Here is a 26,386-nt window from a genome sequence, read left to right as displayed (position 1 = left end):
GTACAAAAGAGTTGTCCGGGCTTTCCCGTGAACTTGCCATGTATATCCGTTCCGGTATCAGTATAGTGTCTGCACTGAAAATTGTGCAGACACATTATGAAAACAACAAAAAGATGAAACTCTTTTTATCTACAGTGAGTACACATCTGAATGAGGGAAAAGATTTTTACTCAGCACTTGAAGCGCAAAAGGTAGTGGTGCTTCCGGAATTTTTCAAGTACTCGATAAAAGTCAGTGAAAACGGGGGTGTTTTGGATGAAGTGCTTTTGGAACTTTCAAAATTTTTAAAAGAACAGGAACGCATTAAAAAAGAGATAAAAAGTGCTTTTGCCTACCCTTCTTTTATGATAATTGTTCTTTGCTTATGATTGCTTTTATGCTGACCTTTGTGGTGCCGCAGATTACAGGAATATTTGTCAATATGCATCAGGAACTGCCTACACCTACAAAAGTAGTCATTGCAGCAGGAACATTTTTTCAAAATAATTTTAAAATCATTTTGGCATCACTGTTTGCCGGTATTGTCATATTTATATCTGCACGCAAGAAAAGCCGCTCTTTTGCGTACGGGGTCGATAAACTGCTGTTAAAACTTCCGTATTTCGGAGAGATTATACAAAAAAGCGAATTGGCACGCTTCTCTTATATGGCATCTTTGCTGGTCCGCTCGGGTGTCCCTTTTGTGCGTACTATAAATCTCGGGACAAATATTTTAAACAATCTTGTGCTCAAAGAGCTGTTTACAACTGCTTCAAAGAAAGTGGTAGAAGGAAAACTGCTTTCAAATGCACTCAATGAATCAGATTTAAAGATTGATTATGCTTTTATCCAGTCTATAGCTTTGGGAGAAGAGACGTCAGAACTTGAAACAATTTTGCATAATGTTTCAGAACTCTATTTTGAAGAGAATCGTGACAAAATTTCTCTGCTGTTAACTTTGCTTGAACCTGCTCTTATGCTCTTTGTCGGTGGATCTATCGGATTTATAGTTTCTGCTATGCTGTTGCCAATTTTTTCTATGAGTATTCAGTAAATGTTTAAAAAAAATGCAATAGCCCTTTGATAACGATGTTTTTCATTATGGCAATTACAGTTACAATAGGGGTCTCACTCGGACATATCAACAGTGCAAAAGAGAATCTTTCCTCTGAGAAATTTTTACTGCAAACTACTGCTGTTTTGGATGATATGCTGAAAATTTTAAAAGAGACTCCCGAACTTGATGATATAAACGACACACAGACTTTTCGTGCATTTTTATTGCAATACAGCACAGTTGTCCCGTTAAGTACGGATATAATGGTAGAGGTAAAGCTGGAGAGTGCCCGATCTAAATTTAATTTTAATGCACTTAAAAAGAACATAGCTGAAGGGGAGAGTGCACTAAAGAATGCACTTATCGGTTATTTTAATGCAAAAATGATCAACAGTGAGTATCTTTATCTCCTTGAAGATTTAACAGGCGGTACAAAAGAAGACGGAATGTATAACAGTGCTCTGTTTGATGACAATCCTTATCTTTTTAGAGACTATATAAGTTCTGACGAACAGATAAAAGAGTTAAATGAGTATTATAAAAAAACCTATCATGATAACAGCGTTGAACACATAGATCTGCATAAAATCTTTACTTTTGGAAATTATAAAAATTCTTCTTATGTGATTGATTTAAACTTTGTAACAGGGATGTTTTTAATATAATGTCAGGGAACTATTATGAGCAGGAAAACACTGCTGCAGAAGATGATAATTTTTTTGTGGACTGTGACAAATTGACGGCAGAAGAGAAAGAAGACTTGAAAAGAAAATTTAATGCAAGTTGTGATTTGCAAAAAATTATAACAGTGACGCTTTTGGTCACACAGGGCAAACAAAATGCTGAAATAAAATTTGAATACAATATAAAAACCAAAAAAGGATCAAACTTTGTTTACAAAATTTAAAAATAATTACAAAACAATTTTGTTGGATCCTTTCATGGAACCAGTGCAGATTGAAGAAAAAATAAATGTTGTTTTATCTCCGTCTTTATACTGGGTAAAGAAAATTTCTTTACCTGTGAAATATATAAGGAAGTAAAAAAACTGCTTCCTTCCATTTTTGAAGATATTCTGCCTGAGGGTCAATACAGCTACTATGCCTATAAAGAAAATGACGAGTATATAGTTTTTGCCTATGAAGATAAAATGATTCTGGAGCTGATGGCACAAAAAGAAATATCTCCTTCAAATGTTGTCAATATCTATTTTGCACAGAGTGAATTTTCTTCCTTGGAAGGGGCCTGTAGAGTAAATGAAAAACAGGCGCTTGTAGTAAAAAACGGTATAGTGATTCTTGTACCGGATTTTTGGATAAAAGAAGCAGGTATCCTTAAACCGGATGATTTTAAACCATCCGGTCATGCTATAGTTTTACAGCAGTTTAATCATATTCTCAAAAAGTCCAGTTTTTATAAGATTGGTTTTGTTCTGTTGTTTATCACAGGTATAGTTTTCGGAGAATGGCTTATTACTATGGATAAGGCAGCCACGCTTGAAGATCAAAGGAATGCCGTATTTGCAAAATATAATTTAAAGCCTACCATGATGCAAAATCAGGCTATTCATGCAGAACTGAATAAAATATACGAAAAACAGATGAAACTGAGAGAATATATAGGATATTTTCTCAAAATGCATCTTGCAAAAAATGAAAAAATTTCTTACATAGGATTTGATTCCAAAGTGTTAACAGTGATTATAAAAGGTGTTACACAGAGTAAAAAATTATAGAAGCATTGAAACGTAAAGGTATTCATGCTAAAACCCAATTAAAAAATTCAGTACTGACTTTGGAGATAACTTTATGAACCGCTTAAATCCTCTTTACGTTGGCATCTTTTTACTTTTGCTTTTACTGTTTTTTATTTTGAAGCTCATAGATGTCAAAAAAAGAGCTCCATCAGGAAAAAATTCTCTATGAAAAAACGCTGAAAGTTTCTTTAGACACGAGTGCTTTAAAAAAAGCATTTGCCAACAAAGAAAAAGAGAAAAAGGAGATTCTGCATATATTGTCCAATCCTGTTTTAAAAAGTTCCAAGATAAAAAAAGAGATAACAAATTCAGGAATACACATCAGTTCTCAAAATATGGATATAAAAGCTTTGAATTTTTTAATGGGCAAAATTCTCAATACAACATTTAACATAACAATGCTGAAAATAAAAAGAATCAGCGAGAGCAAATCAACGCTGGAGGTGAAGATAAAATGGTAAAAAAACTGGTTTTATTCCTGTTGTATGTCCTGTTTTTTATGATGGCATTTATCTATTTTTCTCCCAAAGTAAATATATACTATTTTGCTGAAGAGCAACTGCAAAAAAAAGGTATTGTTCTGAATGATGAGACTCTCAGTGATGAAGGTTTTACGCTTGAAATAAAAAATGCTGTTTTATATGTTAAAACACTCGAAACTGCAAAAATACAAAAGATAAAACTGAATCTTTTTCTTTTGTATAACAGTGTAGAGGTTGAAGGTTTGGTCTTATCCGATATGGCATCAGGATTTATACCTTTACATGTAAAGAGTCTGTATCTTGTCTATACTGTATTTAATCCTTTACATGTAACGGGAAAATGCAGTGGTGAGTTTGGAGAGGCTGATATTAATATCGACCTTGTCAAGAGAACTTTGCAGGTTTTGATAAAACCTTCAAAAAAATGTTGACTCATTATCGTACAACACTGCGAAATTTGAAAAAAGATAAAAACGGAGGCTTCATTTATGAACAAAGTCTCTAATTCTAAGATGTTGCAAATCATTACAAAATTGTTGATTTTAATAGCTCTTTCCAAACTGCTTGCGCTCGTGCTGTTATGGTATTTGCCAAGCAATGGTATAGATGTAAAGATAAAAAAGAATTATCGTCCGGCATATCAAAGAGTAAATTTTACAAATATGCTTACTCTTTGCATACAAATACCAAGGGGTATAAAAAAACAAATGAAACGGGTGCGCACAGAAGTATTACCGATATGACTCTGATCGGTCTTTATGGTTCTAAAAATTATGGATATGCCATAGTGGCAATGAAATCGAATTTGAAAAAAACTTCAATTATCGGAGTGGGTGAAACGTATAATGGCTATACTTTTGAAAGAAATCAATAACGATAATGTTGTTTTTACAAAAGACGGCAAAAACTATATACTGTATTTTGTCAAACAAAAAATTAAAGATGTAAGTATAAACCGGGTCACGCATAATGAAACAGATAATGGTGTGACAAATATATCAAGGCAGGATATAAAGTTTTTTGAAAAAAATCCTCAAAAGATTTGGAAACAAATTGCCATAAAGGAAGTCATGGAAGATGGAAAAATTAAAGGTTTTAAGATAATGAAAATAAATAAAAATTCAAAATTTGCAGCACTCGGGTTGCAAAAAGGTGATATTGTCATTAAAGCAAACAATATTGATTTGACATCATATAAAGCAGTGATGAATATATATAAAAATGTAAACAAATTAAGCGAAATAAGCTTGGTTGTTTTAAGAAATAACACAGAAAAGGAATTGATATATGAAATTCATTAAGCACATAGGATTGATACTACTTTTAACATTCTCTCTTCAGGCAAGAGAACAGGTGAATGTTAACTTTTCAAATTTGGCCATTGATGATTTTGTAAAACTGGTAGCAAAAATTACACATAAAAATATTTTAATGAATTATAAAATAAACGGAAGTGTCAATCTTGTAAGTTCTGCACCTATCTATGATGATGAATTGATGGGGATGCTGGTTTCTGTTTTACAGTCAAAAGGCTACTCTTTGGCACGTAATGGGTCTTATTATGAAATTGTCCGCTCTTCTGAGGTTGCAAGATCTAATGCGGATGTTGTCAAACCAAACCAAAAAGTATCCGGATCTTTAATGGTAACCCAGGCTGTTAAAGTAGAGGGTGAAAATGTAGATATTATAGCGGCAAAGATTCGTTATCTTATTTCAAAAACTGCAAAACTGATGACATTAAAAGAGAGCAATACGATCTTGATAACTGATTATCCAAAAAATATAGAAACCATTAAAAAAATAATCAAAGATATTCAAATAACAAACAACTCTATTGTAAAACTGGTATATATAAAACATGCAGATGCCGGAAAACTTCAGGCTCGTTTGTTGGATATAAGCAAGTCAATATTTAATCCTAAAGTCGTTTCGGACAAAGTCAATATCATTTTTGATGAAAATATAAACGGTTTGATTGTTATCGGAAATAAAAAGAATGTAGCAAAAATTGAAGATTTGGCGAAAAAACTTGATGTAGAGTCAAACATTAGCCGGTCAGTTGAAATTTACAGTCTTAAAAACTCTGATGCAAAGAATGTTATCAAAACCCTCAAGGAAATTATTTCTGATAAAACATATCAAGGGCTTACTACAAAACCGAATATCTCTTCGAGCGAAGAGATAAATGCCATCATCGCAGTGGCGGACCCTGAGATACTCAAAGGAATCAAGGTTATTATTGATGCACTGGACAAGGAAAAATACCAGGTATATGTTCAGGCAAGAATTATTAATATCAATAAAAACAATGCCGAAAGTTTAGGAATGAAATATGGTTTTGCAGCAGGAGATGTTTCAGCATCCGGACTTTATGCAATGAGTGCAAATTTTGGTGATGCTAATTTGCAAAATCTGGCATCAACACAGATTATCAATTATCTCGGTGCTATTGGCTCTGGCGCAAAAAGCGCATTGGCCCTTGGGGCAACACTTGATTTTTTACAAAGTCACGGCGCATCAAAAACAATATCAAATCCTTCAATTCTCTGTGTCAACAATAAACAATCTTCCATCTATGTCGGTAAAACCATTTCTATAATATCCGGTGCAACAACAAATGCTGTTTCGGGGTGACAAACAACTATAAAAGAGAAAATATCGGTCTGACATTACGAATCAAACCAGAGTATCCTCAAACGACAAGGTAACTTTGGATGTTGAAGCGTCTTTGGAAAATATTTTAAGCTCTGATGCAGCGGGACAGCCTGTTACGTCAAAGCAAGAGGTGAAGACACAGGCGATTTTAAGAAGCGGCGAAAGCATTATCATCGGCGGTCTTGTAAAATCCCTTGACAGAAAAACAAAAACAAAAGTTCCTCTGCTGGGTGATATTCCAATGATAGGAGAGTATCTTTTTTCATCTACTGAAACAATTAAAGAACAGGATAACTTAGTAGTCATTCTGACTCCTTATGTCATAGACAAAAGTGAAGAACTTTCAAAACTGCAAAGAGACCTGGGTGTTCTTTCAAGTGTGCAAAAAGAGTATAATGAAAAAATCTTTAAAAAGATAATGAGTAAAAAAAATGAAAAGATACAAAAGAATACAGAACCTGCAGTGCATGTCAAAGGTGTCTATTAATGCTCAATACAGAAGTGCTTCATGATTTACATTTACAGGTATGTGAACCTGAGGGTATACCAACGGAGATCAGTGTTAAAAACTATCTTCTTTTTAGTAAAACAGAAGAAGAAGTCATTGCATGTGTCTGTGAAAGATATTTGGTTGAAGCGAGTAACTATTATACAAAACTAGAAATCAAATATCCTCTCAAGATGCTTGATGAAGATTCGTATGACAGGCTTTATAACCGTTTTTTGGAACTTCGAACAGACAAAGCAATAGAGACAATGCAAGAAGATTCTTCAGAAGAGAATGAACAAGAAGACATCTCTCTGACCGATTTTTTAAGAACGTCGAGTGACATTTTAACGAGTGAAGAATCAGCACCCATTATCAAGTTTGTCAATGCACTTTTTTATCAGGCTGTCAAAAAAAGAGCTTCGGATATCCATATAGAGGTCAAAGAGAAGAGTGGTGAAGTCCGATTTCGTATAGACGGAATGCTGAGTAAAAATGCAGATTTGGACAAAAAAGTTGTCAGTCTTATCATCAGCCGTATTAAAGTTATTTCAAATTTAGATATTTCGGAAAAACGTATTCCCCAAGACGGAAGAACACAGATAAAAATTGCAGGTGAGATATTGGATATCAGGGTTTCGGTACTGCCTACTTTTTATGGAGAAAGAGTTGTTATGCGTATTTTGATGCAAAGTTCACAAATACCGCAGATAACAGAGCTTGGATTTCATCAGGATATGATTGAAAAGATCAAAAGTCTGTTACGCCTTTCACACGGAATTATTTTAGTGACCGGACCGACAGGGAGTGGTAAAACAACATCTTTGCACTCTTTCCTGCGAGAAGTGGAATCTCCCGAAAAAAATCTTATAACCGTTGAAGATCCTGTGGAGTATAAATCAGAAAGCATATCGCAGATTCAAGTGAATGAAAAAGTAGGACTCACCTTTGCAAGTGCTCTGCGTTCAATTTTACGCCAGGATCCTGATGTCATAATGATAGGAGAAATCAGAGATGAAGAGACAGCATCTATTGCGGTGCGTGCAGCACTGACAGGGCATCTGGTTTTTTCTACAATTCACACAAATTCTGCATCTGCTACGATATCAAGATTGGTTGATATGGGAATTGCACCGTTTTTAATATCCTCTTCTATTTTAGGTATTTTGGCGCAAAGGCTGGTCCGCGTATTATGCCCTGAGTGCAAAGAAGAAGATGTCATAGCTGAAAATTTTGCCGATGACTACAATATCCCAAAAGAGAGCAAAATTTTTAAGCAAAAGGGTGCCCCGCATGCAATTACAGTGGCTACACAGGCAGAAGATCGATAGGAGAACTTTTGATTATGAATGACAAGGTAAAAGATCTTTTAAAAACTACAGCGGATGAGCACAGTATCAAAGAAGCACTGGAAGCTGACGGTTTGCAAAGTATCTCTTTTCAACTCTCCAACATGGTTTTAAATGGAAACTTCGCTGGATGAAGCAATCCGTATCGGATTATAAAATGTTTTGTACTGCTACATGTAATCTTCACAGGAGAGCTTTTACACTGATAGAGGTAATGGTAGCAGTGATGATTATTTCAGTGGTAATTATGGCGTTACTGCAAATAAATGCCAACAATACACATATATTTTCTCAGGTGAAAAATCAGGAAACGGCTACGCAATATCTTTCATTGCTTGTAGGAACAAAATATGGCTTTGAAAATGAAAAGATATCTTTAGAAGAGTTGGTTTCAGACTTTGATTTGGATGATGATTTTAGAAGAGAACTCAAACATACAGATATAGAAATAGTGTATCAAACACTGCAGAGTATTGACACAAGCATGTTTGATGAATCCGCAAACGAGGAAGAAGACAACGATCCAAATAAAAAAAACAGTGCAGGAACTATCTACGAAACAGGAAGAAGTACATTGAAAACCAAGAACTACTCCTCATCACTGTTACGGTTAAGAATACGATGAAAAAAGCTTTTACATTGATAGAAATGATGATATCTATAACTATTTTATCTATTATGATGGTTTATTTGTACAGAGTCAATGCTTCTGTAAACAAAAGTAATACATTTTATGAAAAACAGGTCAACGGATTTAATTCCCTGAGTCTAAAAAAGAGAGTACTTTTCCTGGACTTGTCTTTAATGCTTTATCAGCAAAACAGTATCGTGCATAATGACAAAAATGAAGATGTCCTCTTTTTGCAAACAACACATTCCCTTCACAGAAGAGTAAACCCTTATGTGACCTATATAGTCAAAAATAAAAAACTTTACAGACTGGAATCATTACAAAAACCTGTTTATCCGTTATCAGAAGCCGATAAATTTAATGCAGACTGTCTTGGCAGTGTTGATGTCTTCAGAGTTTATAAACAAAAGGATAAAGCAGTTTTTTTAGTCAATTTGAAGTTTGAAGATTCGGACCGTATATTGATGAAGGCAAGGGTTTTAAATGAATACTGAAATGTCCAAGCTGCAAACACGCTATTTTGACTTGGATTTTATCCGTGGAATTGCTATTGTGTTAATGGTTGTTTTTCATTTTTGTTTCGATTTGAATAATTTTCATTTTATAGATATAAATATCTATCATGGAGTTTTTTGGCATTATTTCCGTTATGTCATAGTAAGTCTGTTTCTATTATGTGTCGGAGTGTCACTTTATCTGGTCAATGAAAGCGGTTACAACTTTACAAAAGATTTGAAAAGATTTTTTCTTATTTTTGCGAATGCTATGCTTGTCTCTGCAGCTAGTTATTTTACATTCCCTCACAGTTTTATCTATTTTGGTATCTTGCATTTTATCGCATTTGCTTCTCTTTTAGCACTTGCATTTGTAAAGTTTCCAAAAATTGCTTTGCTTGCAGGGATCACAATTATAGTGTTGAGTTACAATAACACTCTTCATATGCATTGGCTCTATAACATCCTGAAAATGCCACTACATCTGCCAAAGCATCCGGAGGATTTAGTTCCTTTTACTCCGTGGTTTGGTGTTGTTCTTGTTGGTATTTTTATTGGCTGCAAAAAACTTTTTATTTTTAATACAGTACAAAATTATTTTACGAAAAAAGTATCTTTTCTGGGGAAGCATTCACTGCTGATTTATATGATTCATCAACCTGTTCTTTTTGGGACAGTTTTCAGTATGCATGAAATTTTGGAATAGTGTGTGATAAAGCAAAATTTCAATAATTCGGAGTGTAAACTTAATTCACAACTTTATAGTTTTTCGATATAATCTTTTTACAAAAAGCATTTGCTATGTTAATGAGAATGTGTTGTGCAGTATTTTTTTTTGACAAAATATAAAAAAGGTTTGATTATGGAGTGCGAATTTCCTACAGTTAATTCAAATATGGATGAAGTAAAAGAGATTTTTGAGAGTGTTAAAACGATTGCAGTTTTGGGGCTTTCTCCTGATGAGAGCAAAGACAGTCACAGGGTTGCCAAATATCTTCAGGATCAGGGGTATAAAATAATTCCTGTTTATCCAAAAGGAGAGACGATTCTTGGAGAAAAAGTTTATAACTCTTTGGCTGAAATTCCTTTTGCAGTTGACATGGTTGATATTTTCAGAAAACCCGCAGCACTTGATGCCATTGCAGATGCCTGTATAAAACGTGGTGATGTAAAAGTTTTTTGGGCACAAAAAGGTATAGTAAACAATGAAGCCGCTAAAAAAGCACAGGATGCAGGAATGAAAGTTGTACAAAACCAGTGCACTATGGTTGATCATCGAAATCTACAGGGCTGATTTTGATTCCTTTACAAAAAATCAAAGATGCGCATAAACGTATAGAAGAAGTTGTTGTCAACACTCCTTTTTCATATGCTCCATATCTGAGTGAAATTTCCGGATGCAAGGTATATTTGAAAAAAGAGAACCTGCAAATAACAGGAGCATTTAAACTTCGCGGTGCATATAATAAAATAGCCACTTTGACACCACAGCAAAGAGAATGCGGTGTTGTCGCAGCAAGTGCCGGCAATCATGCCCAGGGGGTGGCCTACTCCGCTGCCGCTTTTGATACAAAAGCAGTGATAGTAATGCCGGAATCGACACCGCTTACAAAGATAGACGGAGTAAAACATTTCGGTGCAGAGGTGATTCTTGCTGGCACAAACTATGATGAAGCCTATGCCTATGCAAAGGAGTATGGCGAAAAAAATCATTTGACTTTTGTGCATCCTTTTGAAGATGAAGAGGTGATGGCAGGACAGGGTACTGTAGCCTTGGAAATTCTTGAAAAATGCCAAGAACTTGACGCTGTCCTCATTCCTGTCGGCGGCGGTGGACTTATTGCCGGTATGGCCAGTGCTCTCAAAGCTGTCAACCCCGCTGTAAAAGTAATTGGTGTGAGTGCCAAAGGTGCACCTGCATTTAAAAATTCCTATGATTTAAAAAGAGCTGTTGATTCTACAAGCGTAAGAACGATAGCCGACGGGATAGCAGTACGCGACACTTCTGTGGTTACTCTCAAACATGCCCTTGAGTGTGTGGACGAGATAATAAGTGTAGATGATGAGGAGATAGCAAGTGCCATTTTGTTTTTACTTGAGAAACAAAAACTGGTGGTTGAAGGAGCCGGATCTGTCGGTGTTGCGGCACTACTGCATCATAAACTGGATTATCTAAAAGACAAAAATGTTGCAGTTGTTCTGAGCGGGGGAAATATGGATGTTACGCTCCTTTCTGTCATTATAGAAAAGGGTCTTCTGAAGTCTCATCGCAAAATGAAAATTACCGTCACATTGGTTGACAAGCCGGGTTCTTTGATGCGTTTTACGCAGATACTCCAAGAGTTAAATGCAAATATTGTGCATATTTCTTATGACAGAACGTCCGTATCGCTGGATTACGGAGATGCTAATGTGACCGTGCATATGGAGACAAAAGGAAAGCAGCATCAGGAAGAAATTAAAGAGGCTCTTGTAAAAGAGGGTTATTTGAGAGACTGAAAATGAAAACTGTTAAAAGTCAAAGTATTGTATATCCTGTAATCTTGATAAAAATTTTAAAAGACAAGCGTCTTGTTGTTATAGACTCTAAAACTACTGTAAGGTTTTACGACAAAGACAGCCTGAAAGTGCAAAGCGGATTTAAAGTTAATATTGAACACAAATATTATAAAAATAATGTGGTGGATTACAGCTATGACGGCAATTATTTTGCAACAATGTCAGCAGATGCAAAAGAGTCAAGACTCTATAATGCCCAAACAAAAAAAGCTATTGCCAGAGTTACCAGACACCAGGGGGAAGTTTCCTGTGTCGGTATAGACCCGCTCTCCAGGTATATGTTCTCATGCGGAGAAGACGGCAAAACTTTTGCATTGGATGTTAAAAGCGGAAAGATTGTGTTTACACTTCCCCATCATGCCGATACCATTAATGATGTCTCTTTTTCAAAAAACGGAAACTGGGTAGCCATAGCGAGTTATGACAGAAAAATCACACTGTTTAATCTGGTAACAATGACTCCGAAAGAAAAGTTAAAAGCCCACTCTGCACCAGTTATGAAACTAAAATTTTTTGGCAGAAACAAACTGGTGAGTATTGATAAAAATTCAAAAGCGATTATCTGGAATATATACAGTGGTAAGGTTATTCAAAGATTAGAAGGTATTCATGATGATGTTACTCAGCTTGTAATCAGCGGTGATGAAAAATTTCTGTTTTTAAGTACGAAGTTAGGATATATTTTAGTATATGATTTAAATACATATGAGTTGATAGCACCGAGATTTATAAAGATTACTTCGCCTATTGTCAGTTTGGCTTTTGATGATGAGCATAATCATCTTATTGTTGGAACAGAAGATGGATTCCTGATGTATTATGACATATTTGAAAAAATTGATACATTAAAAAATCTTTTAATGAAACAGGACATAGACGCAATTGAAGAAGAGGTAAAAAAGAATCCTATTTTACGTTATACGGATATATATAATTTAGTTTCAAACCTATGGGAAAACACATTGGAAAAGGCAAAAAAAGCTTTCCAAAACGGGAAAAAAGAACAGGCACTGTTAATGCTCAAAAATTTCATGAAGATTCCCAGCAAAAACAGAGTTATACAAAAACTTGTAAGTGATTATGCTGAGTATGATAAATTTGTACAACTCGCAAAAAACGGAAAACTGGCACTGGCATACAGCCTGGCAAACCAATATCCGGTTTACAAAGAATCAAAAATATATAAACTTTTAGAAGAGAGATGGAAAAAAGATTTGTTTCAGGCACTGAAATATGCTTTGCAGCCAAATCAGATGGAACGTGCCAAAGAGATTTTGGCTCCCTATAGAGGTATCAGCAATAAAACAACTTTTATTCAGGATGTTTTAACAAAGGGTGCAATCTATAAAAGATTCAGAAATGCTCTTGGCAAAAAAGATTTTAAACTGGCATCTGCTCTTGTTCATCAGAACCCTTTTTTAAAGGAGTTTCCGGAGTATGACTCGATGATAAAATATGCCGACACTATCTATATGAAAATCCAAAAACTAGTATATGAAGGTGAAAATATAGCTGCTATGAAACTGATGAATCTGCTCAGTACGTTTACAGATTTTAAAGATGAAGTTGAGCTTATGTTAAAAGAGATACAAAACAAGCAGAAATTTTATGATGCTGTAGAGAGTGGTGATTATCAAACGGCATATAATATGATGGCAGAATATGAAGAGCTCCAGGAAACCAAAGCAGGAGAAAAGCTTCAAATGAATGGGATGCTGATCTAATCAAAGCAAACAGTTTTGCAGCTGTCGGTGATGTAAACGGGGTAAAAAACATTTTACATAAATATTTTGATATCAGTTCAAAAACGACAGCCTTGGCAACTATATTTGCCTGGACGTATATAAATCAACTCGAAACAGCCATAAGAGAAAAAAGAGATCGCAAAGAGATAGAAAACGGCATTAAAAATTATATTTTAAATTTTGGCATTGACGACCAAATAGAAATATTATTTGAAATATTTAAAAAAAGATACAAAGATACAAAATTGGATATAGAACAGTTAAAAAAAGGTTCGCTCTCTATGTGGCGGCCTTCAATGATTGTAAAATCAATTTTAGATTAATGCTTTAACCTCAATTATAGCTCTCCTGAAGTATAATTAGCGAATTTTTAAAATTATATATTATACAGAGGAGACTTTTCATGCAAATTAGTGGCGCACAGATGGTCATTGAAGCTTTAATTGCAGAAGGCGTAGATACAGTTTTTGGCTACCCTGGCGGAGCAATTATGAATGTCTATGACGAAATCTACAAACAAGACAAATTTCAACATATATTAACTCGTCACGAGCAGCAGCGGTTCATGCTGCAGAGGGTTATTCAAAAGCCAGCGGAAAAGTCGGTGTATCTATGATAACAAGCGGTCCTGGGTTCACAAACGCTGTAACAGGTTTAGCAGATGCATACATGGATTCTATTCCTTTGGTGGTTATTTCAGGACAGGTTCCAATGAGTTTAATCGGAACAGATGCCTTTCAAGAGATTGATGCGGTTGGAATAAGCCGTTCCTGTACAAAACACAATTATCTTGTTACAGATGCAAAAGATCTGCCGCGTATACTAAAAGAGGCTTTTTATATAGCACGAACAGGCCGTCCAGGCCCGGTTCATGTTGATATACCCAAAGATGTGACTGCACAGGTTGCAGAATTTGATTATGATGTGGAGCTGGATTTAGAAACATATAAACCGCATGTCAAAGGCAATCCCCGTCAAATCAAAAAAGCTATGGAGGCGATAGCAAATGCAAAACGTCCTTTGTTTTACCTCGGCGGCGGTATCATTAATTCAAATGCAGCCTATGAGGTAAGAGATTTGGTACATACAACAGGCATTCCTGCTGTTGAGACATTTATGGCCAGAGGAACATTGTCTTATGATGATGACCTGCTTATAGGGATGCTAGGAATGCATGGTTCCTATGCGGCAAATATGGCGATGAGCGAAACAGATCTGGTCATTGCCCTCGGTGCCAGATTTGATGACCGTGTTACCGGAAAATTAAGTGAATTTGCAAAAAATGCTGCGGTTATACATGTAGATATAGATCCTGCAAGTATTTCAAAGCTTGTTAATGCAAACTATCCTATAGTAGGTGATGTGAAAAATGTTGTCAATGAGATGCTTAAACTCACCTCCATGGTAAACAGTGACAACTATGAACAGTGGAGAGAAACGATAGAAAATTTTGCAGAGTTGCATCCACTGACATTTCATGAAGATACAGAAAATATCAAGCCACAGTGGGTAGTAAAACGTGTAGGTGAGCTTCTAGGTGATGATGCAAATATTTCAACAGATGTCGGACAGCATCAAATGTGGGCGGCACAGTTTTATCCGTTTACGAGACCCCGTCAGTTTATAAGTTCCGGTGGACTCGGAACTATGGGCTTTGGTTTTCCGGCGGCTATGGGTGTCAAAGCGGCTGTTCCTGAAAAAACAAGTATCAACTTTACCGGAGACGGCTCTATTTTGATGAATTGTCAGGAGTTAATGACAGCCGTTGAGAAAAAATTACCGGTAATCAATATTATTCTGAATAATAATTTTTTGGGTATGGTTCGCCAATGGCAGACACTCTTTTATGACAAACGCCACAGTGAGACAGATCTTTCTGTACAGCCGGATTTTGTAAAACTTGCGGAAGCTTTTGGCGGAATAGGGTACAGAGTTACTACAAAAGAGGAATTTGATGCCGCTTTAAAAGAGGCTGTAGAAAAGAATATTGTTGCATTTATTGATGTTAAAGTTGAACGGTTTGAAAATGTTATGCCAATGGTTCCATCAGGCGGAAGCCTGTTTAATATGATGTTATTAGAGAAAAAGGAGAGTAAATAATGACTGACAATACAGAAAGAAGAGTAGTTTCCGTTATCGTTGTGAATGAAGCGAGTGTATTGTCCCGAATTACCGATCTTTTTTCCGGACGTGGCTACAACATTACATCCTTGACTGTTGCCCCAATTCCTGAGAGTAAATATTCCCGTTTGACAATTGTCACATCAGGTTCGGTGCGTGTGATTGAGCAGATAACAAAACAGTTGCACAAACTCATTCCTGTTTTACGGGTTTATGAACATGCAGATTTGGTTGAAAAAGAGATGGCACTGGTCAAATTTCCTATTACAGAAAACATAAGTGATATCAGCGCTATCTGTAATGCTTACAATGGAAAAATAGTCAATGTTGGTAATGATGTCATTATAACCATGGTTGCTGACGAGCCCAAAAGAGTCGATCACTATCTACAGGCGATTAAAAAATATAATCCAAAAGAGATAGTCAGAAGCGGCGCTGTTGCTTTAGAGAGATAAAAAGATGAAGCTGAGTAAAATAGCTTCAACATTAGAGTGTAGTATTGTCGACAATGATATTGATATTGTAGGAATAAATACTCTTAAAGATGCAAAAGAGAATGAAGTCTCTTTTGTGTCCAACTCAAAATATGTAAAAGATCTCGAAAATACAAAAGCTGCAGCAGTTATAATTTCTGAAAAATTAGCTTCAAAACTCCCTGCAAACTGTATTCCTTTGGTAACAAAAAACCCTTATTGGTCCATGGCCATACTCTCAAAATATTTTGCGCCGCCCGTAGAAGATGAGAGACTTCCTCTCCCGCAGATTGGGAAAAATTCAAAAATTTCTCCCAAGGCTGAAATAGCAAATGGTGCGGTAATCGGTGATAATTGTATAGTTTTGGCACATGTTTATATAGGTGCAAAAAGTGTTATAGGAAACAATACAGTTATTTATCCTAGTGTGACAATATACAGAGACTGTCAAATCGGCAATGACTGTATAATCCATGCAAACACAGTTATAGGTTCTGACGGATTCGGATTTGCGACAAATGAAAAAGGTGAGCATAAAAAGATTTATCAAAATGGGAATGTAGTTGTAGAAGATGATGTTGAAATTGGAAGCAATACCAGTATTGACAGAGCTGTTTTTGGCTCTACTTTGATAAAAAAAGGAACACGCATTGACAATCTTGTGCAGATTGGACATAACTGTGAAATCGGTGAGTATTGTGTTATGGTTTCTCAGTCTGGTCTTGCAGGTTCAACAAAACTTGGCAGAAATGTTGTTATGGGCGGGCAGGCTGCCGCAGCCGGTCACCTGGAGGTTGCCCCTTTTTCAACTTTTGCTGCACGAAGCGGAATAACAAACTCTGTAAAAGAACCCGGAAAGACATATGCAGGTTTTCCTTTGATGGGGCACAGACAATGGCTTAAACTTCAGGCAAAACTTGCTAGACTTATCAAGTAAAAACACAACAAGGAGTTAGTATGTCAAAAACAATCCCGTTAAGCGGAACAAAAAACGGTGTTATATCGGTAACAAAACTTGAGGAACCATATGGTGAGGGAAGCGGTACTGTAGCTAGTATAGGAATTTCACTCTCAGGTGATGCCCAAAATCCGGAATGGAAAGTTCATATTCCATTGGATAATTTAGAAGAAGTCATAAAGGCTTTATCTGAGCTAAAGTAGGTTTTTGCCTACTTTGCTTTGAGTTCCTGCACAAACTCATCAATTCTTTTAATACCTTCTCTGATAGTTGCAATTCCCGTAGCAAAACTGAATCTGAAATACCCTTCGCTTCCAAAACCAACACCAGGAACAACGGCTACACCTTTGGCTGCTAAAAGTTCTTTTGCAAAGCCTAGTGAATCATTACTGACTTCTTGAATATTGACAAAAAGATAAAAAGCACCATCCGGTTTTAAAACACTGAGTCCGTTGATTTTATTAAAAAGTTCTACAGCTTCATCACGACGCTTGATAAACTCTTTTCGCATCATTTCTATATCTTCATCTGCACTGCCGTCAAGTCCTGCAATAGCAGCATACTGTGTCATGGTATTGACATTGGATGTGCTTTGTGACTGCAGTTTTTTTGTTGCTTTGATAATTTCGGTATGGTGTGATGCCATATATCCGAAACGCCAGCCTGTCATGGCAACTGACTTGCTTAAACCATTGATGGTGATTGTTCTTTTAAACATGTCTTCACTGACTGCTGCTGCTGAAGTAAAATCCCCGTCATATATCAGTTTTTCATACATTTCATCGCTGGCTACGAGAACATCCGTCCCTTCAAGCACTTTTGCCAAAGCAGTGAGTTCTTCTTTGGAATAAACTGCACCGGTAGGATTTGACGGTGTTGTAAGAATCAGCATTTTTGTATTTGGTGTCAATGCTTTTTTGAGCTGTTGGGGAGTGATTTTAAAGGCAGTCGCATCACTTGTCTGAATTTCTACGACAGTCCCGTCAAAATATTTTACAAGTTCAGGGTAGGTTACCCAGTATGGCGCAGGAATAATAACCTCATCGCCTTTTTCAATTGTTACAGAAAAAAGATTAAACAAGGAATGTTTTGCGCCATTGTTAATGATAATCTGGTTAGGGTCATATGTTAAACCGTTATCTCTTTTGAGTTTGGCAGCGACTGCTTCTTTGATGGCCGGAATCCCATCTACTGCGGTATATTTTGTAAAACCGTTGTTGATTGCATCTATAGCCGCGTCTTTGATAACTCTGGGTGTATCAAAATCCGGTTCTCCGGCTGAAAAACTGAGAATGTCTTTACCCTCTGCTTTTAACTCTTGTGCAAGCGCTGTAATTGCTATTGTAATTGATTCAGATAGTTTATCTATGCGTTTTGCTAGCATTTGAACCCTTTTTTATAATATATTTGATAAATTATACTAAAAAAAAGATGTATATTTGTTGAGAAAAGAGCGAAAAATTAATTTTTCATTGATTTTATAAAAGATTCATATATATGTTCAAGTTCAAGGTCTTGATCTAGAAGATCTTTATTTTCTTTTACTAAAATATGTTCAAGTATAGCCACACGCTTGAGAAGGTATTCAAACATCTCTTTGTTTATATCAGGGAGCATATTGTGCATAAAAGGATCTTTACATCTCCCTTTTTCAATGATATGTGCAGGCAAACCGACTGCTGTGGAACAATCAGGAACTTCTTTGACGACAACCGAGTTGGCACCGATTTTTGCATATTCGCCTATTGTGATGTTTCCCAGTATCTTTGCGCCGGCTCCGATTACCGCTCCCTTTTTGATAGTCGGATGTCGTTTGCCGTGAGTTAAAGAAACACCACCGAGTGTTACACCCTGATATATGAGCACATCATCTTCAATGATGGCAGTCTCTCCGATTACAACTCCAAAACCGTGGTCAATAAAGACGCGCTTACCAATACTCGCGGCAGGGTGGATGTCAATATTTGTAAGTATTTGGGTTATTCCCATGATTGCCCTTGCTGTACGGGTAAAGTTGTTTGTATAAAGTTTGTGCGCTATTCTGTACCATGCAACTGCCCATACACCAGGGTAATTAAATAAAAAATCAATTTTTGAATTTAATGCAGGATCATTTCTGTACGCATTTGAAAAGTCTTCCTTGATATCGGCAAATATTCCCATGCTCATCCTTAATTTGTTGTTCTTAAATAGCCATTTTGATATAAAAATCTTTCTAGCTGTAGCAGTGTATCATTTTTTTCTTTTTCTGTAATAAAGCTGGCATTTGAGAGTTTGTTTTTAACTTGATTTAATATTTCATGTTTGTCATATCCTATTGATTCAAGTATCTCCAAAATACTTTTTGATTCTACTGCATTTGTTATATTGTATCCGGAGTCATTGATTGAAATTGTATATTCACTGGGGTGTGTAAAAAGATTATGGTTCATTCCCAGTGTCTCCTGATAGGCACCAATATTGAAAAAAGCCAAAAAATAATCTTCTTCATCAATATTAACATCATGGAGATATAAAGGTTTGTCCGGATCAAAGCCTATTTCTCCGTCACTGTCACAGGTAATATCCCAAAGAGAGGCTGCTCTGAGCGGGGTTGTGTTTAAATGATGAATGGGCATCACAGGAAAATGCTGTCCCAGTCCCCAGTAATCAGGCAGACTCTGAAAAACAGAAGCATTAATGAGATAGCGTTCCTGGAGCTTGATCTGGAGCTGTTCGAGTTCATTGGTCGGATTGGCTGATTTAAGATAGAGTGCTTTTTTTATAATATTATGCACCAGAATTTCTGCGTTTGAACGGTCTTGAAGATCAATATAGCCTAAATCAAAAAGCGTGAAAAGTGATTCCATATGATCAAGCGCATCATGAAGATATTCTATACAGTTGGCATTGTTAAGAAGTCTGTTCAATTCTATCAGTTCTTCAACCAAAGGCGGATTTGACTCTTTAAAATTTAAAAGTTTTTCCTGATAATCCTGAGTGAAAAGTTCTAAAACAGGTGTGATTAATACAGCATGTGAAGCAACTATAAAACGTCCTGATTCCGTAAATATATCCGGATGTGCAACATTTTTGCTGTCCATGATTTCACCAAGTAAAAAAACAACAGAACTTGAAAATTCATCTATTGAGTAGTTACGTGCATGTGATTTTTCATGTTGGTCATATTCTACAGCCAAACCGCCGCCGATGTTGATACTTGAAAGTGCATCAGCACCCATTTTTTTCAGTTCCGCATAGATATTTCCGGCTTCACGGAGTGCTTTTTTCAGCGGAGCAATGTCTGCTATCTGTGAGCCAATATGAAAATGAATCATTGTCAGTTTCTCAAGTAAATTCGCATCTTTGAGGAGTTTTATTGCCTCAATGATTTCTGTTGAAGTCAGTCCGAATTTTGCATCCATTCCGCCGCTTTTTGCCCATATGCCGCTGCCTGCACTGTGCAGCCTGACACGTATGCCGATATTTGGAACTTTTAAATTGGATTTGGAAGCTACATCAATAATGGTTTCAAGTTCATTGAGCCCTTCTATGGTGATGGTGATATTTTGACCACTGTGTGCTGCTATAAATCCCAGCGTAAGCATCTCTTCGTCTTTGAATCCGTTGACAGTAATGTTGGCTCCGTCAAGCACTTTGCTCATTGCCAAAATAAGTTCAGCCTTGCTTCCGGCTTCAAGTCCGTAGTTATACTTTGCACCCTGTGATGTAATTGCCTCAACAGCTGCCGGAAACTGGTTTACTTTGAGCGGAAAAACAGCTTTAAACTTTCCTTTATAGCTGTTTTCTTCAATAGCTTTTTCAAAATAGTTGTAGAGTGTTTTAATCTGTCTTTTGACCAAATGAGGAAATCGTAAAAGGAGAGGTCCTTTAACATCTTTTGCCCGTATATTGTTGACTATATCAAGCAGAGAAGGCATAGATTTGTAATTAAGTTTGATTTCACCGTCTTCTATAATAAAGTTTTTGTTTGCCCAGATATCAAGGCCGAAATTATTCATCATTTATCCTAAATTTTAAATTTTTGCTGAAAATATTTGTCAATATCAAAATATATTTCACCACTTCTGTTTTTATAGGTAAGGAGGCTTTTGTTTAAGTCTTTAATGCTTTTTATACCCATTACTGCCATGACAGTCTTCATACTTTTAAGAAGATTTTTATGATAGTGTCCAATTTGTATGCCTTTTTTTATTACAAGATAGGAGGCTCTTTTTTTTGGATCCTGTGTTGCCATGCCGACCGGGCAGACATGTGTTCCAAAACCAGAACACATTTTTGCCCGGATACACCCGCCACTCATCATAAATGCACGTGCAATGCCTACAGCATCAGCACCCATACACAAGGTGATGACAGCATCATCGGGTGTTAGAATTTTTCCACTGGCAATTATTTTGACATCTTCTCTGATATTATATTTTTTTAAAAGCATATCCAGAATATAAAGTGAGTTGTTTGTTGTGAGGCCTACTGATTCCATTAGCTCAAGCGGAGCAGTTGCGCTGCCACCCTCACCGCTGTCCACTGTGATGAAATCTGGTATAAATTCACCATAATTTTTTCTTTTGGCAAGTTTTTGTACCAGTGTTTCTACAGAGGCTATGTCTGAAATGACTATTTTGAATCCAACCGGTTTTTCTGAGAGTCTTTGCAGTTTTTCAATAAAATTTAAAAGATCCTCTATTGTATCTGCATAAGGGAACCTGTTGGGAGAAATGATGTCTTTTCCCTCTTCAACACCACGGTAGTAGGCTATGTCCGCTGTTACTTTTGAACCTGCGAGTTTTCCGCCTGTCTGTTTTGCTCCCTGGGCTATTTTAATTTCAGTCATTTTGCAAAATTTCATTATTTTTTTATATTTTTCTTTATCAAAATTGCCGTTTTTGTCTCTGACACCGTACAAACCAGAACTGATTTGAAAAATCATATCCGGCAGCTCCTTTGGAACTTCCCGCGGAAAATATTCTATGGCTGCTTCCCAGTTCACACGAAAAAGAAGGTGGCTGGAGGTATCATAAATATAGGTATTTTGGGTTTTTTCATTCAGTAAAATATCTCTGTACCATTTCAGCGCTACTTTTTTATTAAAGAAAAAATCTCCGATTTTAAAAGCAAGTTCTGCAAAAGGGGTACTTTTGACAACTTCAAGATATTTTGAATTGTTCGGATCTATTTTGAGGGTAAAAAGATGGTTGGAAGTAAGTGAGCCTTCTCCTGTATTGATTGTCAGGTTGGAATCTCTTCCCGCTAAGCTAAAGGCTCTTACTGCTTCGGGAGACAGGGCACCGTCACTCATAGCAGAACGGATAATCGGTGTTTGCGATACAAAAGGGTATTTTCTGTTCTTTCCAAAAACTACCTGCATGTTTTGATCAACCTCCTCATCGTTTAAAACACTTGTAGCATGTTTTAAGATAAATCTTGATCCTGAAAAGGGCTGGCTTACGGAAAATGACTGGTAGTTTGGTTTGTTCTTGGCTGCTGTATACACCCAGTCAACCTTGTCTTTGGAGTCATAAAAAGATTCTTCTGCAAAATATTGACGCAGTGGTTCACGGAGGGCCTCAAAAAAATAACGAAATCTTCCTATAATCGGGTAGTTTACAAGAAGAGCATGCTGTCTTTGCACATATCTGTCGTATATGTAAAGAGCGATGACTGCTATTATGATGAGCACGGCAAAATATTCTACAAATTCGTCTAAAAAGTGCCATAAACCATGAACCCACTCCATCTAAAATTCTTTGAGCGGAATTGTCTTTTCAATTTTATTTTCTAAATCTTTAACCCAAATTGTTCCGTTGCTCATTTCATTTGTACCAATAACGCAGCAGTATTTTGCATTCATTTTATCCGCACTTTTGAGATGATTTTTGAGGTTTTTCGCCTTATAATCGCAAACTGCTTTGTCTGTAGCCCTTTTTTTATGTGTCAGCGTGATTATTGTATCTATGGCTTCTTCGTCCATAGCACCAAGATAATAGCCTTCTCTTAATTCCTGTGGCATTTGTATGAGTTCCAACAGTCTTTCAATACCCATCGCAAAACCTACAGCAGGGGTAGGGCGACCGTCTAAAAACTCTACAAGTCTGTCATATCTTCCACCACCGGCAATAGCACTTTGACTGCCTATATTGTCACTGACAAATTCAAAAGCGGTTTTGGAGTAGTAGTCAAGTCCTCGTACAAGATTCGTATCTACTTCATAGCTGATGTCATTTGCATCAAGTATTTTTTTCAGTTTTTCAAAGTCATTGTCACAGTTTTCGCACAGTGAATGTAAAAGTTTTGGAGCATTTTCGTACAAAGATTGACACTTTTCATTTTTACAGTCAAGAACACGGATGGGGTTCGTACTTTTTCTTCGTTTACAGTCTTCACAAATTTCATCCTCAATACTTTCTATAAAAGAGACAAGGGTGTCACGGTACTCAGGCATGCAGTTGTTGTCACCGAGTGAATTGATCTGCAACCTGTAGCCGATACCAAGCTCTTTGAGTATATCACTGACCATCATGATCATATTTGCATCTTCATACACACTCTCAATACCGAAACTTTCAACTCCAAACTGATGAAACTCTCTCAAACGTCCTTTCTGGGGTCTTTCATAACGAAACATAGGACCATGATAAAAAAATCTGTGAATCCCGCCTGCTTTGTCTAATTTTTTTTGAATAAAAGCCCGTACAACACCGGCTGTTCCCTCAGGGCGCAGACATACATCATTGTCTCCTTGTCCGTAAACTGGTACATCTCTTTGCCGACAATGTCACTGCTCTCTCCGACACTGCGTTTAAAAAGTGCCGTCTCTTCTAAAAGTGGTGTTTCTATATAGTGAAAACCATATCTTCTGGCAATGTTTTGTGCCACATCCAAAAAATAAGTAAATCGTTTTGATTCGTTTTCATCAAGTATATCATTCATACCTCTTAGTGATTTAATCATAATTCTTTATCCTTTTAGCATTGTTTCATTTTTAATATTATCTAATATTTCTTTTGTGATTTCATCTCTGTTTTTTGTGGCATCAATTTCAATCAACGGCACACCCAGAAGAAGACTTGCTTCTTTGATACTCTCTTGAATCTTTAACAAATATTCACTGCCTCTGAGTTCAATGCCGTCAAGTTTTTTTTGCGAAAGTCTGTATTTGAGTTCCTGTTTTGTCAGACGCAGTAAAAAGATTGCCTGGGGATATATTTTTTTTGTTGCGAAATCATTCAGACTGATCAAATCTTTTTTACTGATACTTCCCTGGGTGAGTGCATAGGCGACACCACTTACAGCACTTCTGTCTGAAATAATCATTTTGTGCAGATTTGGTTCTATTACCTCTTTTATATGTTCTGCTCTGTCTGCAAGAAAAAGAAGAAACTCTGCTCTTTTGCTTTTTGTTTTTGCACTCAAAACAAGTCTGCGAATTTCTTGTCCTATAGCAGTTCCACCGGGTTCTTTTGTAATGACTGCATCAGGAAAGTACTTTTTCAGTGCTTCTATCTGTGTACTTTTCCCGGCTGTATCAATACCTTCTATTGCAATATACATCAGCGCAGACTCCCTATAACCTGCTGTACCTCTTTTGGTAAGAGGTGATCTGTTTTTCCGTTAAACTTTAAAAGATTCCTGACAATAGAAGAACTGATAAAAGCATGTTTGAGTTTTGGCATCAAATAGACCGTTTCTATGTTTTCATCAAGGGAGTTATTGAGATAGCCGAGTTGCAACTCGTATTCAAAGTCACTTACAGCACGAAGCCCTCGTATAAGCACCCTTGCATCGTGTTCGTGTGCCAGATCTATAGTAAGGTTGTCAAAACCTGTAACACGGACATCTTTGATGTCTTTGACGGCAATTTCGACCATTTTTATTCTTTGTTCGAGGCTAAACATGGGATTTTTGTCTTTTGACTGAGCAACAGCGACAATCACTTCATCAAATAAATTTTTTGCACGTTCGATAATATCAAAATGTCCATTTGTTATCGGATCAAATGTTCCCGGGTATAAAGCGATTTTACGACTCTTCAATTTGCCACCTTTTATATAAACTGTTTTCAATTTCCAGTAAATCAAACCATTTGCCAATGAGAAAATTTTCCATTTCATCAAGTGTCTGCTGCTTTGAATAATATGCCATAACAGGCGGCGCAATAATGATACCAAGGCTTGCAAGTTTATGCATATTCTCTAAATTAATGGCAGAAAAAGGCATCTCTCTCGGTGCTAAAATAAGCTTTTTCTGTTCTTTGATTACAACTGCAGCGCACCGTGTAATCAAGTTGTCCGAAATTCCACAGGCTATTTTTGCCAGTGTATTCATAGAACACGGTGCGATAATCATAGCATCAACCCCAAAAGAGCCTGATGCAACAGAGGCTGCAATGTTTTTATTATTATGGGCAGTGACATTACTCATTTCATGTACAAGTACTTTTTCTGAATTTTCTGTCATGATAAAATGTTTTTCAACAGATTCAGGAAGAAGCTGAATGATTTTCAGACCAAGGTTCACACCACTGGCCCCACTGCTTGCAACTACTATTTTTCTTTTTTTCATTGTACCTCTGCTTTGTTCTTTCCGGTTATAACAACTCTTATTTTTTTTCCATTTCTCTTTATAACACTGACAGTGTCTCCAAGTCTTCCGTTTTGAAGTGCTTTTGCAGAAAAATAGATATGTATTGCATTGTTGTTAAAATTAACACTGACACTCGAGCCGCGTTTGACTAAAAACAAACCGACAACATCTCTTTTTGTTATGATATTACCTGCTTTAATGTTGTGCTTACTTTGGTAGTGCTTTACATGTAAACCCTCTAACGGCATCGCTTTGAATTTATCCAGTATTATACTCTTTTTTTGTGTATTTATATTGGTGAGTTCATTATCTTTTTTGATGTTTTTTCTGGCAAACAAAATGGAAACAGTGGCTAAAATTTTATATTTAAAAAATATTTTTTTATTATCATCTGTTTTTATATATAAAATGCCCTTGTTGGACAAGTGTGCTTTGGTGCTAAAATGAACAGTGTAGCGTTTTGGGAGTTCTTCCATATAATGTGTGGGAAAGAGTGTTATTGTAGATATTTTTATATTTTTATATTTTTCTTTATAGTGCTTTTTTATACTGTTTTTTATATACGTTGTATTGATAGGGCTTTTTTTTGTGAACTGTATGTAACTGTGTTTTGAAGTAAAGTTGTCAAAACCGCTTTTGTGAAGTATTTTTAAAAGTTCTTTTTTTTGTATACGTTTTGAATGTCTGTTTTTGTCTATATCAAAAAGTTTTCTGTCATTTTTTTTACTTACAGGTACAATATCTGAAAGCATAATAAAATCATTTTTTATATAATAATTGCTTCGAAGAGTGTTGGCAGCGAAAATAGTTGAAAAAGAGATGAGTAGAAGAATTATTTTTAGAAATAACATAAGTATCTCTCATTTTGAGAACTAACAACTGTAAAAAGTGGTACCAGAGAGGGGATTTGAACCCCTAAGCCGTGAGGCGGCGGATTTTGAATCCGCTATGTATACCGTTCCATCACTCTGGCAAATCAGCTGTTGAAGTTGGAATGATAGTAGGAATTTACTTAAAAGTAAATAATATTTGGCCGATAATACCATTAAATGGAACT

29 protein-coding genes, 1 tRNA gene and 3 pseudogenes are annotated in these 26,386 nt (G+C 36.2%); 23 read left to right on the top strand and 10 right to left on the bottom strand.

The window, feature by feature from the left end:
- Nucleotides 1-11: 11 nt before the first annotated feature.
- From MLC44_RS07705 to MLC44_RS07595, 23 genes and pseudogenes are all read left to right on the top strand, one after another.
- Nucleotides 12-368: a type II secretion system F family protein gene (locus tag MLC44_RS07705; protein WP_434656785.1), complete on the top strand. Its 357-nt coding sequence runs from the start codon at nt 12-14 to the stop codon at nt 366-368.
- Complete coding sequence (locus MLC44_RS07700; RefSeq protein WP_434656782.1) at nt 365-1,033, top strand: type II secretion system F family protein; 669 nt, start codon at nt 365-367, stop codon at nt 1,031-1,033. The genes MLC44_RS07705 and MLC44_RS07700 overlap by 4 nt, the downstream gene beginning before the upstream one ends.
- A 47-nt stretch (nt 1,034-1,080) precedes the next feature.
- Nucleotides 1,081-1,701: a hypothetical protein gene (locus tag MLC44_RS07695; protein WP_434656779.1), complete on the top strand. Its 621-nt coding sequence runs from the start codon at nt 1,081-1,083 to the stop codon at nt 1,699-1,701.
- Nucleotides 1,701-1,943, top strand: coding sequence for a hypothetical protein (locus MLC44_RS07690; RefSeq protein WP_434656777.1), 243 nt, complete (start codon nt 1,701-1,703; stop codon nt 1,941-1,943). The genes MLC44_RS07695 and MLC44_RS07690 overlap by 1 nt, the downstream gene beginning before the upstream one ends.
- Before the next feature lie 243 nt (nt 1,944-2,186).
- Nucleotides 2,187-2,771: a hypothetical protein gene (locus MLC44_RS07685; RefSeq protein WP_434656775.1), complete on the top strand. Its 585-nt coding sequence runs from the start codon at nt 2,187-2,189 to the stop codon at nt 2,769-2,771.
- Between the two features lie 149 nt (nt 2,772-2,920).
- Nucleotides 2,921-3,253, top strand: a complete 333-nt coding sequence (locus MLC44_RS07680; protein WP_434656773.1) for a hypothetical protein — start codon at nt 2,921-2,923, stop codon at nt 3,251-3,253.
- The gene (locus MLC44_RS07675) at nt 3,247-3,705 is read left to right on the top strand and encodes a hypothetical protein (protein ID WP_434656770.1); all 459 of its coding nucleotides are present in this window, start codon (nt 3,247-3,249) and stop codon (nt 3,703-3,705) included. Before MLC44_RS07680 ends, MLC44_RS07675 begins: the two co-directional genes overlap by 7 nt.
- A gap of 149 nt (nt 3,706-3,854) precedes the next feature.
- Nucleotides 3,855-4,148, top strand: a complete 294-nt coding sequence (locus MLC44_RS07670; protein ID WP_434656768.1) for a hypothetical protein — start codon at nt 3,855-3,857, stop codon at nt 4,146-4,148.
- Complete coding sequence (locus MLC44_RS07665) at nt 4,132-4,575, top strand: PDZ domain-containing protein (RefSeq protein ID WP_434656766.1); 444 nt, start codon at nt 4,132-4,134, stop codon at nt 4,573-4,575. The genes MLC44_RS07670 and MLC44_RS07665 overlap by 17 nt, the downstream gene beginning before the upstream one ends.
- Complete coding sequence (locus tag MLC44_RS07660) at nt 4,562-5,908, top strand: secretin N-terminal domain-containing protein (protein ID WP_434656764.1); 1,347 nt, start codon at nt 4,562-4,564, stop codon at nt 5,906-5,908. The genes MLC44_RS07665 and MLC44_RS07660 overlap by 14 nt, the downstream gene beginning before the upstream one ends.
- Nucleotides 5,909-5,942: 34 nt before the next feature.
- Nucleotides 5,943-6,416 (top strand): type II secretion system protein GspD, encoded by a 474-nt coding sequence (locus MLC44_RS07655; RefSeq protein ID WP_434658871.1) that lies wholly within the window; start codon nt 5,943-5,945, stop codon nt 6,414-6,416.
- Nucleotides 6,416-7,899, top strand: a pseudogene (locus tag MLC44_RS07650) (GspE/PulE family protein). Before MLC44_RS07655 ends, MLC44_RS07650 begins: the two are co-directional and overlap by 1 nt.
- Entirely contained in the window at nt 7,896-8,390 is a 495-nt protein-coding gene (locus tag MLC44_RS07645) for a type IV pilus modification PilV family protein (protein ID WP_418640361.1), read from the top strand. The pseudogene MLC44_RS07650 and the gene MLC44_RS07645 overlap by 4 nt, the downstream one beginning before the upstream one ends.
- Complete coding sequence (locus tag MLC44_RS07640; protein WP_418640360.1) at nt 8,387-8,890, top strand: PulJ/GspJ family protein; 504 nt, start codon at nt 8,387-8,389, stop codon at nt 8,888-8,890. Before MLC44_RS07645 ends, MLC44_RS07640 begins: the two co-directional genes overlap by 4 nt.
- Nucleotides 8,880-9,596, top strand: a complete 717-nt coding sequence (locus MLC44_RS07635; RefSeq protein ID WP_418640359.1) for a heparan-alpha-glucosaminide N-acetyltransferase — start codon at nt 8,880-8,882, stop codon at nt 9,594-9,596. Before MLC44_RS07640 ends, MLC44_RS07635 begins: the two co-directional genes overlap by 11 nt.
- Nucleotides 9,597-9,752: 156 nt before the next feature.
- Entirely contained in the window at nt 9,753-10,184 is a 432-nt protein-coding gene (locus MLC44_RS07630; RefSeq protein WP_151901512.1) for a CoA-binding protein, read from the top strand.
- A gap of 2 nt (nt 10,185-10,186) precedes the next feature.
- Nucleotides 10,187-11,389 (top strand): threonine ammonia-lyase, encoded by a 1,203-nt coding sequence (gene ilvA / locus MLC44_RS07625; protein ID WP_346388804.1) that lies wholly within the window; start codon nt 10,187-10,189, stop codon nt 11,387-11,389.
- Nucleotides 11,390-11,391: 2 nt separating this feature from the next.
- Nucleotides 11,392-13,173, top strand: coding sequence for a WD40 repeat domain-containing protein (locus MLC44_RS07620; RefSeq protein ID WP_434656761.1), 1,782 nt, complete (start codon nt 11,392-11,394; stop codon nt 13,171-13,173).
- A gap of 92 nt (nt 13,174-13,265) precedes the next feature.
- Nucleotides 13,266-13,517: a hypothetical protein gene (locus MLC44_RS07615; RefSeq protein ID WP_434656759.1), complete on the top strand. Its 252-nt coding sequence runs from the start codon at nt 13,266-13,268 to the stop codon at nt 13,515-13,517.
- Between the two features lie 80 nt (nt 13,518-13,597).
- Nucleotides 13,598-15,294: pseudogene (locus MLC44_RS07610) on the top strand (acetolactate synthase large subunit).
- A complete protein-coding gene (ilvN, locus tag MLC44_RS07605; RefSeq protein WP_151900246.1) occupies nt 15,294-15,770 on the top strand; it encodes an acetolactate synthase small subunit in 477 nt (158 codons plus the stop codon). Before MLC44_RS07610 ends, ilvN begins: the two are co-directional and overlap by 1 nt.
- Nucleotides 15,771-15,774: 4 nt before the next feature.
- Complete coding sequence (gene lpxD, locus MLC44_RS07600) at nt 15,775-16,725, top strand: UDP-3-O-(3-hydroxymyristoyl)glucosamine N-acyltransferase (RefSeq protein ID WP_346388801.1); 951 nt, start codon at nt 15,775-15,777, stop codon at nt 16,723-16,725.
- A gap of 20 nt (nt 16,726-16,745) precedes the next feature.
- On the top strand, nt 16,746-16,949 hold the full coding sequence (locus tag MLC44_RS07595) for a hypothetical protein (RefSeq protein ID WP_193149839.1): 204 nt from the start codon (nt 16,746-16,748) through the stop codon (nt 16,947-16,949).
- Nucleotides 16,950-16,957: 8 nt separating this feature from the next.
- On the opposite strand, the gene MLC44_RS07590 is transcribed toward MLC44_RS07595, so the two are convergent.
- The 10 genes and pseudogenes from MLC44_RS07590 to MLC44_RS07545 form a co-directional block, all read right to left on the bottom strand.
- Complete coding sequence (locus MLC44_RS07590; RefSeq protein ID WP_418640357.1) at nt 16,958-18,130, bottom strand: pyridoxal phosphate-dependent aminotransferase; 1,173 nt, start codon at nt 18,128-18,130, stop codon at nt 16,958-16,960.
- A 77-nt stretch (nt 18,131-18,207) separates the two neighbouring features.
- Nucleotides 18,208-18,909, bottom strand: a complete 702-nt coding sequence (gene cysE / locus MLC44_RS07585) for a serine O-acetyltransferase (protein ID WP_151900250.1) — start codon at nt 18,907-18,909, stop codon at nt 18,208-18,210.
- Nucleotides 18,910-18,917: 8 nt separating this feature from the next.
- Nucleotides 18,918-20,747 (bottom strand): biosynthetic arginine decarboxylase, encoded by a 1,830-nt coding sequence (speA, locus tag MLC44_RS07580; RefSeq protein ID WP_346388798.1) that lies wholly within the window; start codon nt 20,745-20,747, stop codon nt 18,918-18,920.
- Nucleotides 20,748-20,755: 8 nt separating this feature from the next.
- Nucleotides 20,756-22,483, bottom strand: a complete 1,728-nt coding sequence (locus MLC44_RS07575; RefSeq protein WP_151900252.1) for an FMN-binding glutamate synthase family protein — start codon at nt 22,481-22,483, stop codon at nt 20,756-20,758.
- Nucleotides 22,484-23,697: pseudogene (gene hisS / locus MLC44_RS07570) on the bottom strand (histidine--tRNA ligase).
- A 6-nt stretch (nt 23,698-23,703) separates the two neighbouring features.
- A complete protein-coding gene (gene tmk / locus MLC44_RS07565; protein ID WP_151900254.1) occupies nt 23,704-24,297 on the bottom strand; it encodes a dTMP kinase in 594 nt (197 codons plus the stop codon).
- Complete coding sequence (gene coaD / locus MLC44_RS07560; protein WP_434656757.1) at nt 24,297-24,779, bottom strand: pantetheine-phosphate adenylyltransferase; 483 nt, start codon at nt 24,777-24,779, stop codon at nt 24,297-24,299. Before coaD ends, tmk begins: the two co-directional genes overlap by 1 nt.
- Nucleotides 24,766-25,308, bottom strand: a complete 543-nt coding sequence (locus MLC44_RS07555) for a UbiX family flavin prenyltransferase (protein ID WP_151900256.1) — start codon at nt 25,306-25,308, stop codon at nt 24,766-24,768. The genes coaD and MLC44_RS07555 overlap by 14 nt, the downstream gene beginning before the upstream one ends.
- Nucleotides 25,305-26,180 (bottom strand): flagellar basal body P-ring formation chaperone FlgA, encoded by an 876-nt coding sequence (flgA, locus tag MLC44_RS07550; protein WP_434656755.1) that lies wholly within the window; start codon nt 26,178-26,180, stop codon nt 25,305-25,307. The genes MLC44_RS07555 and flgA overlap by 4 nt, the downstream gene beginning before the upstream one ends.
- Nucleotides 26,181-26,218: 38 nt before the next feature.
- Nucleotides 26,219-26,302 (bottom strand) — tRNA-Leu (locus tag MLC44_RS07545).
- Nucleotides 26,303-26,386 lie beyond the last annotated feature (84 nt).

The sequence above is a fragment of the Sulfurimonas sp. NW9 genome, assembly GCF_051132275.1.
GTDB lineage: Bacteria > Campylobacterota > Campylobacteria > Campylobacterales > Sulfurimonadaceae > Sulfurimonas > Sulfurimonas hydrogeniphila.
The sequence above is the reverse complement of the archived record's forward strand: the minus strand, read 5'-3'. Positions and strand labels throughout refer to the sequence as shown.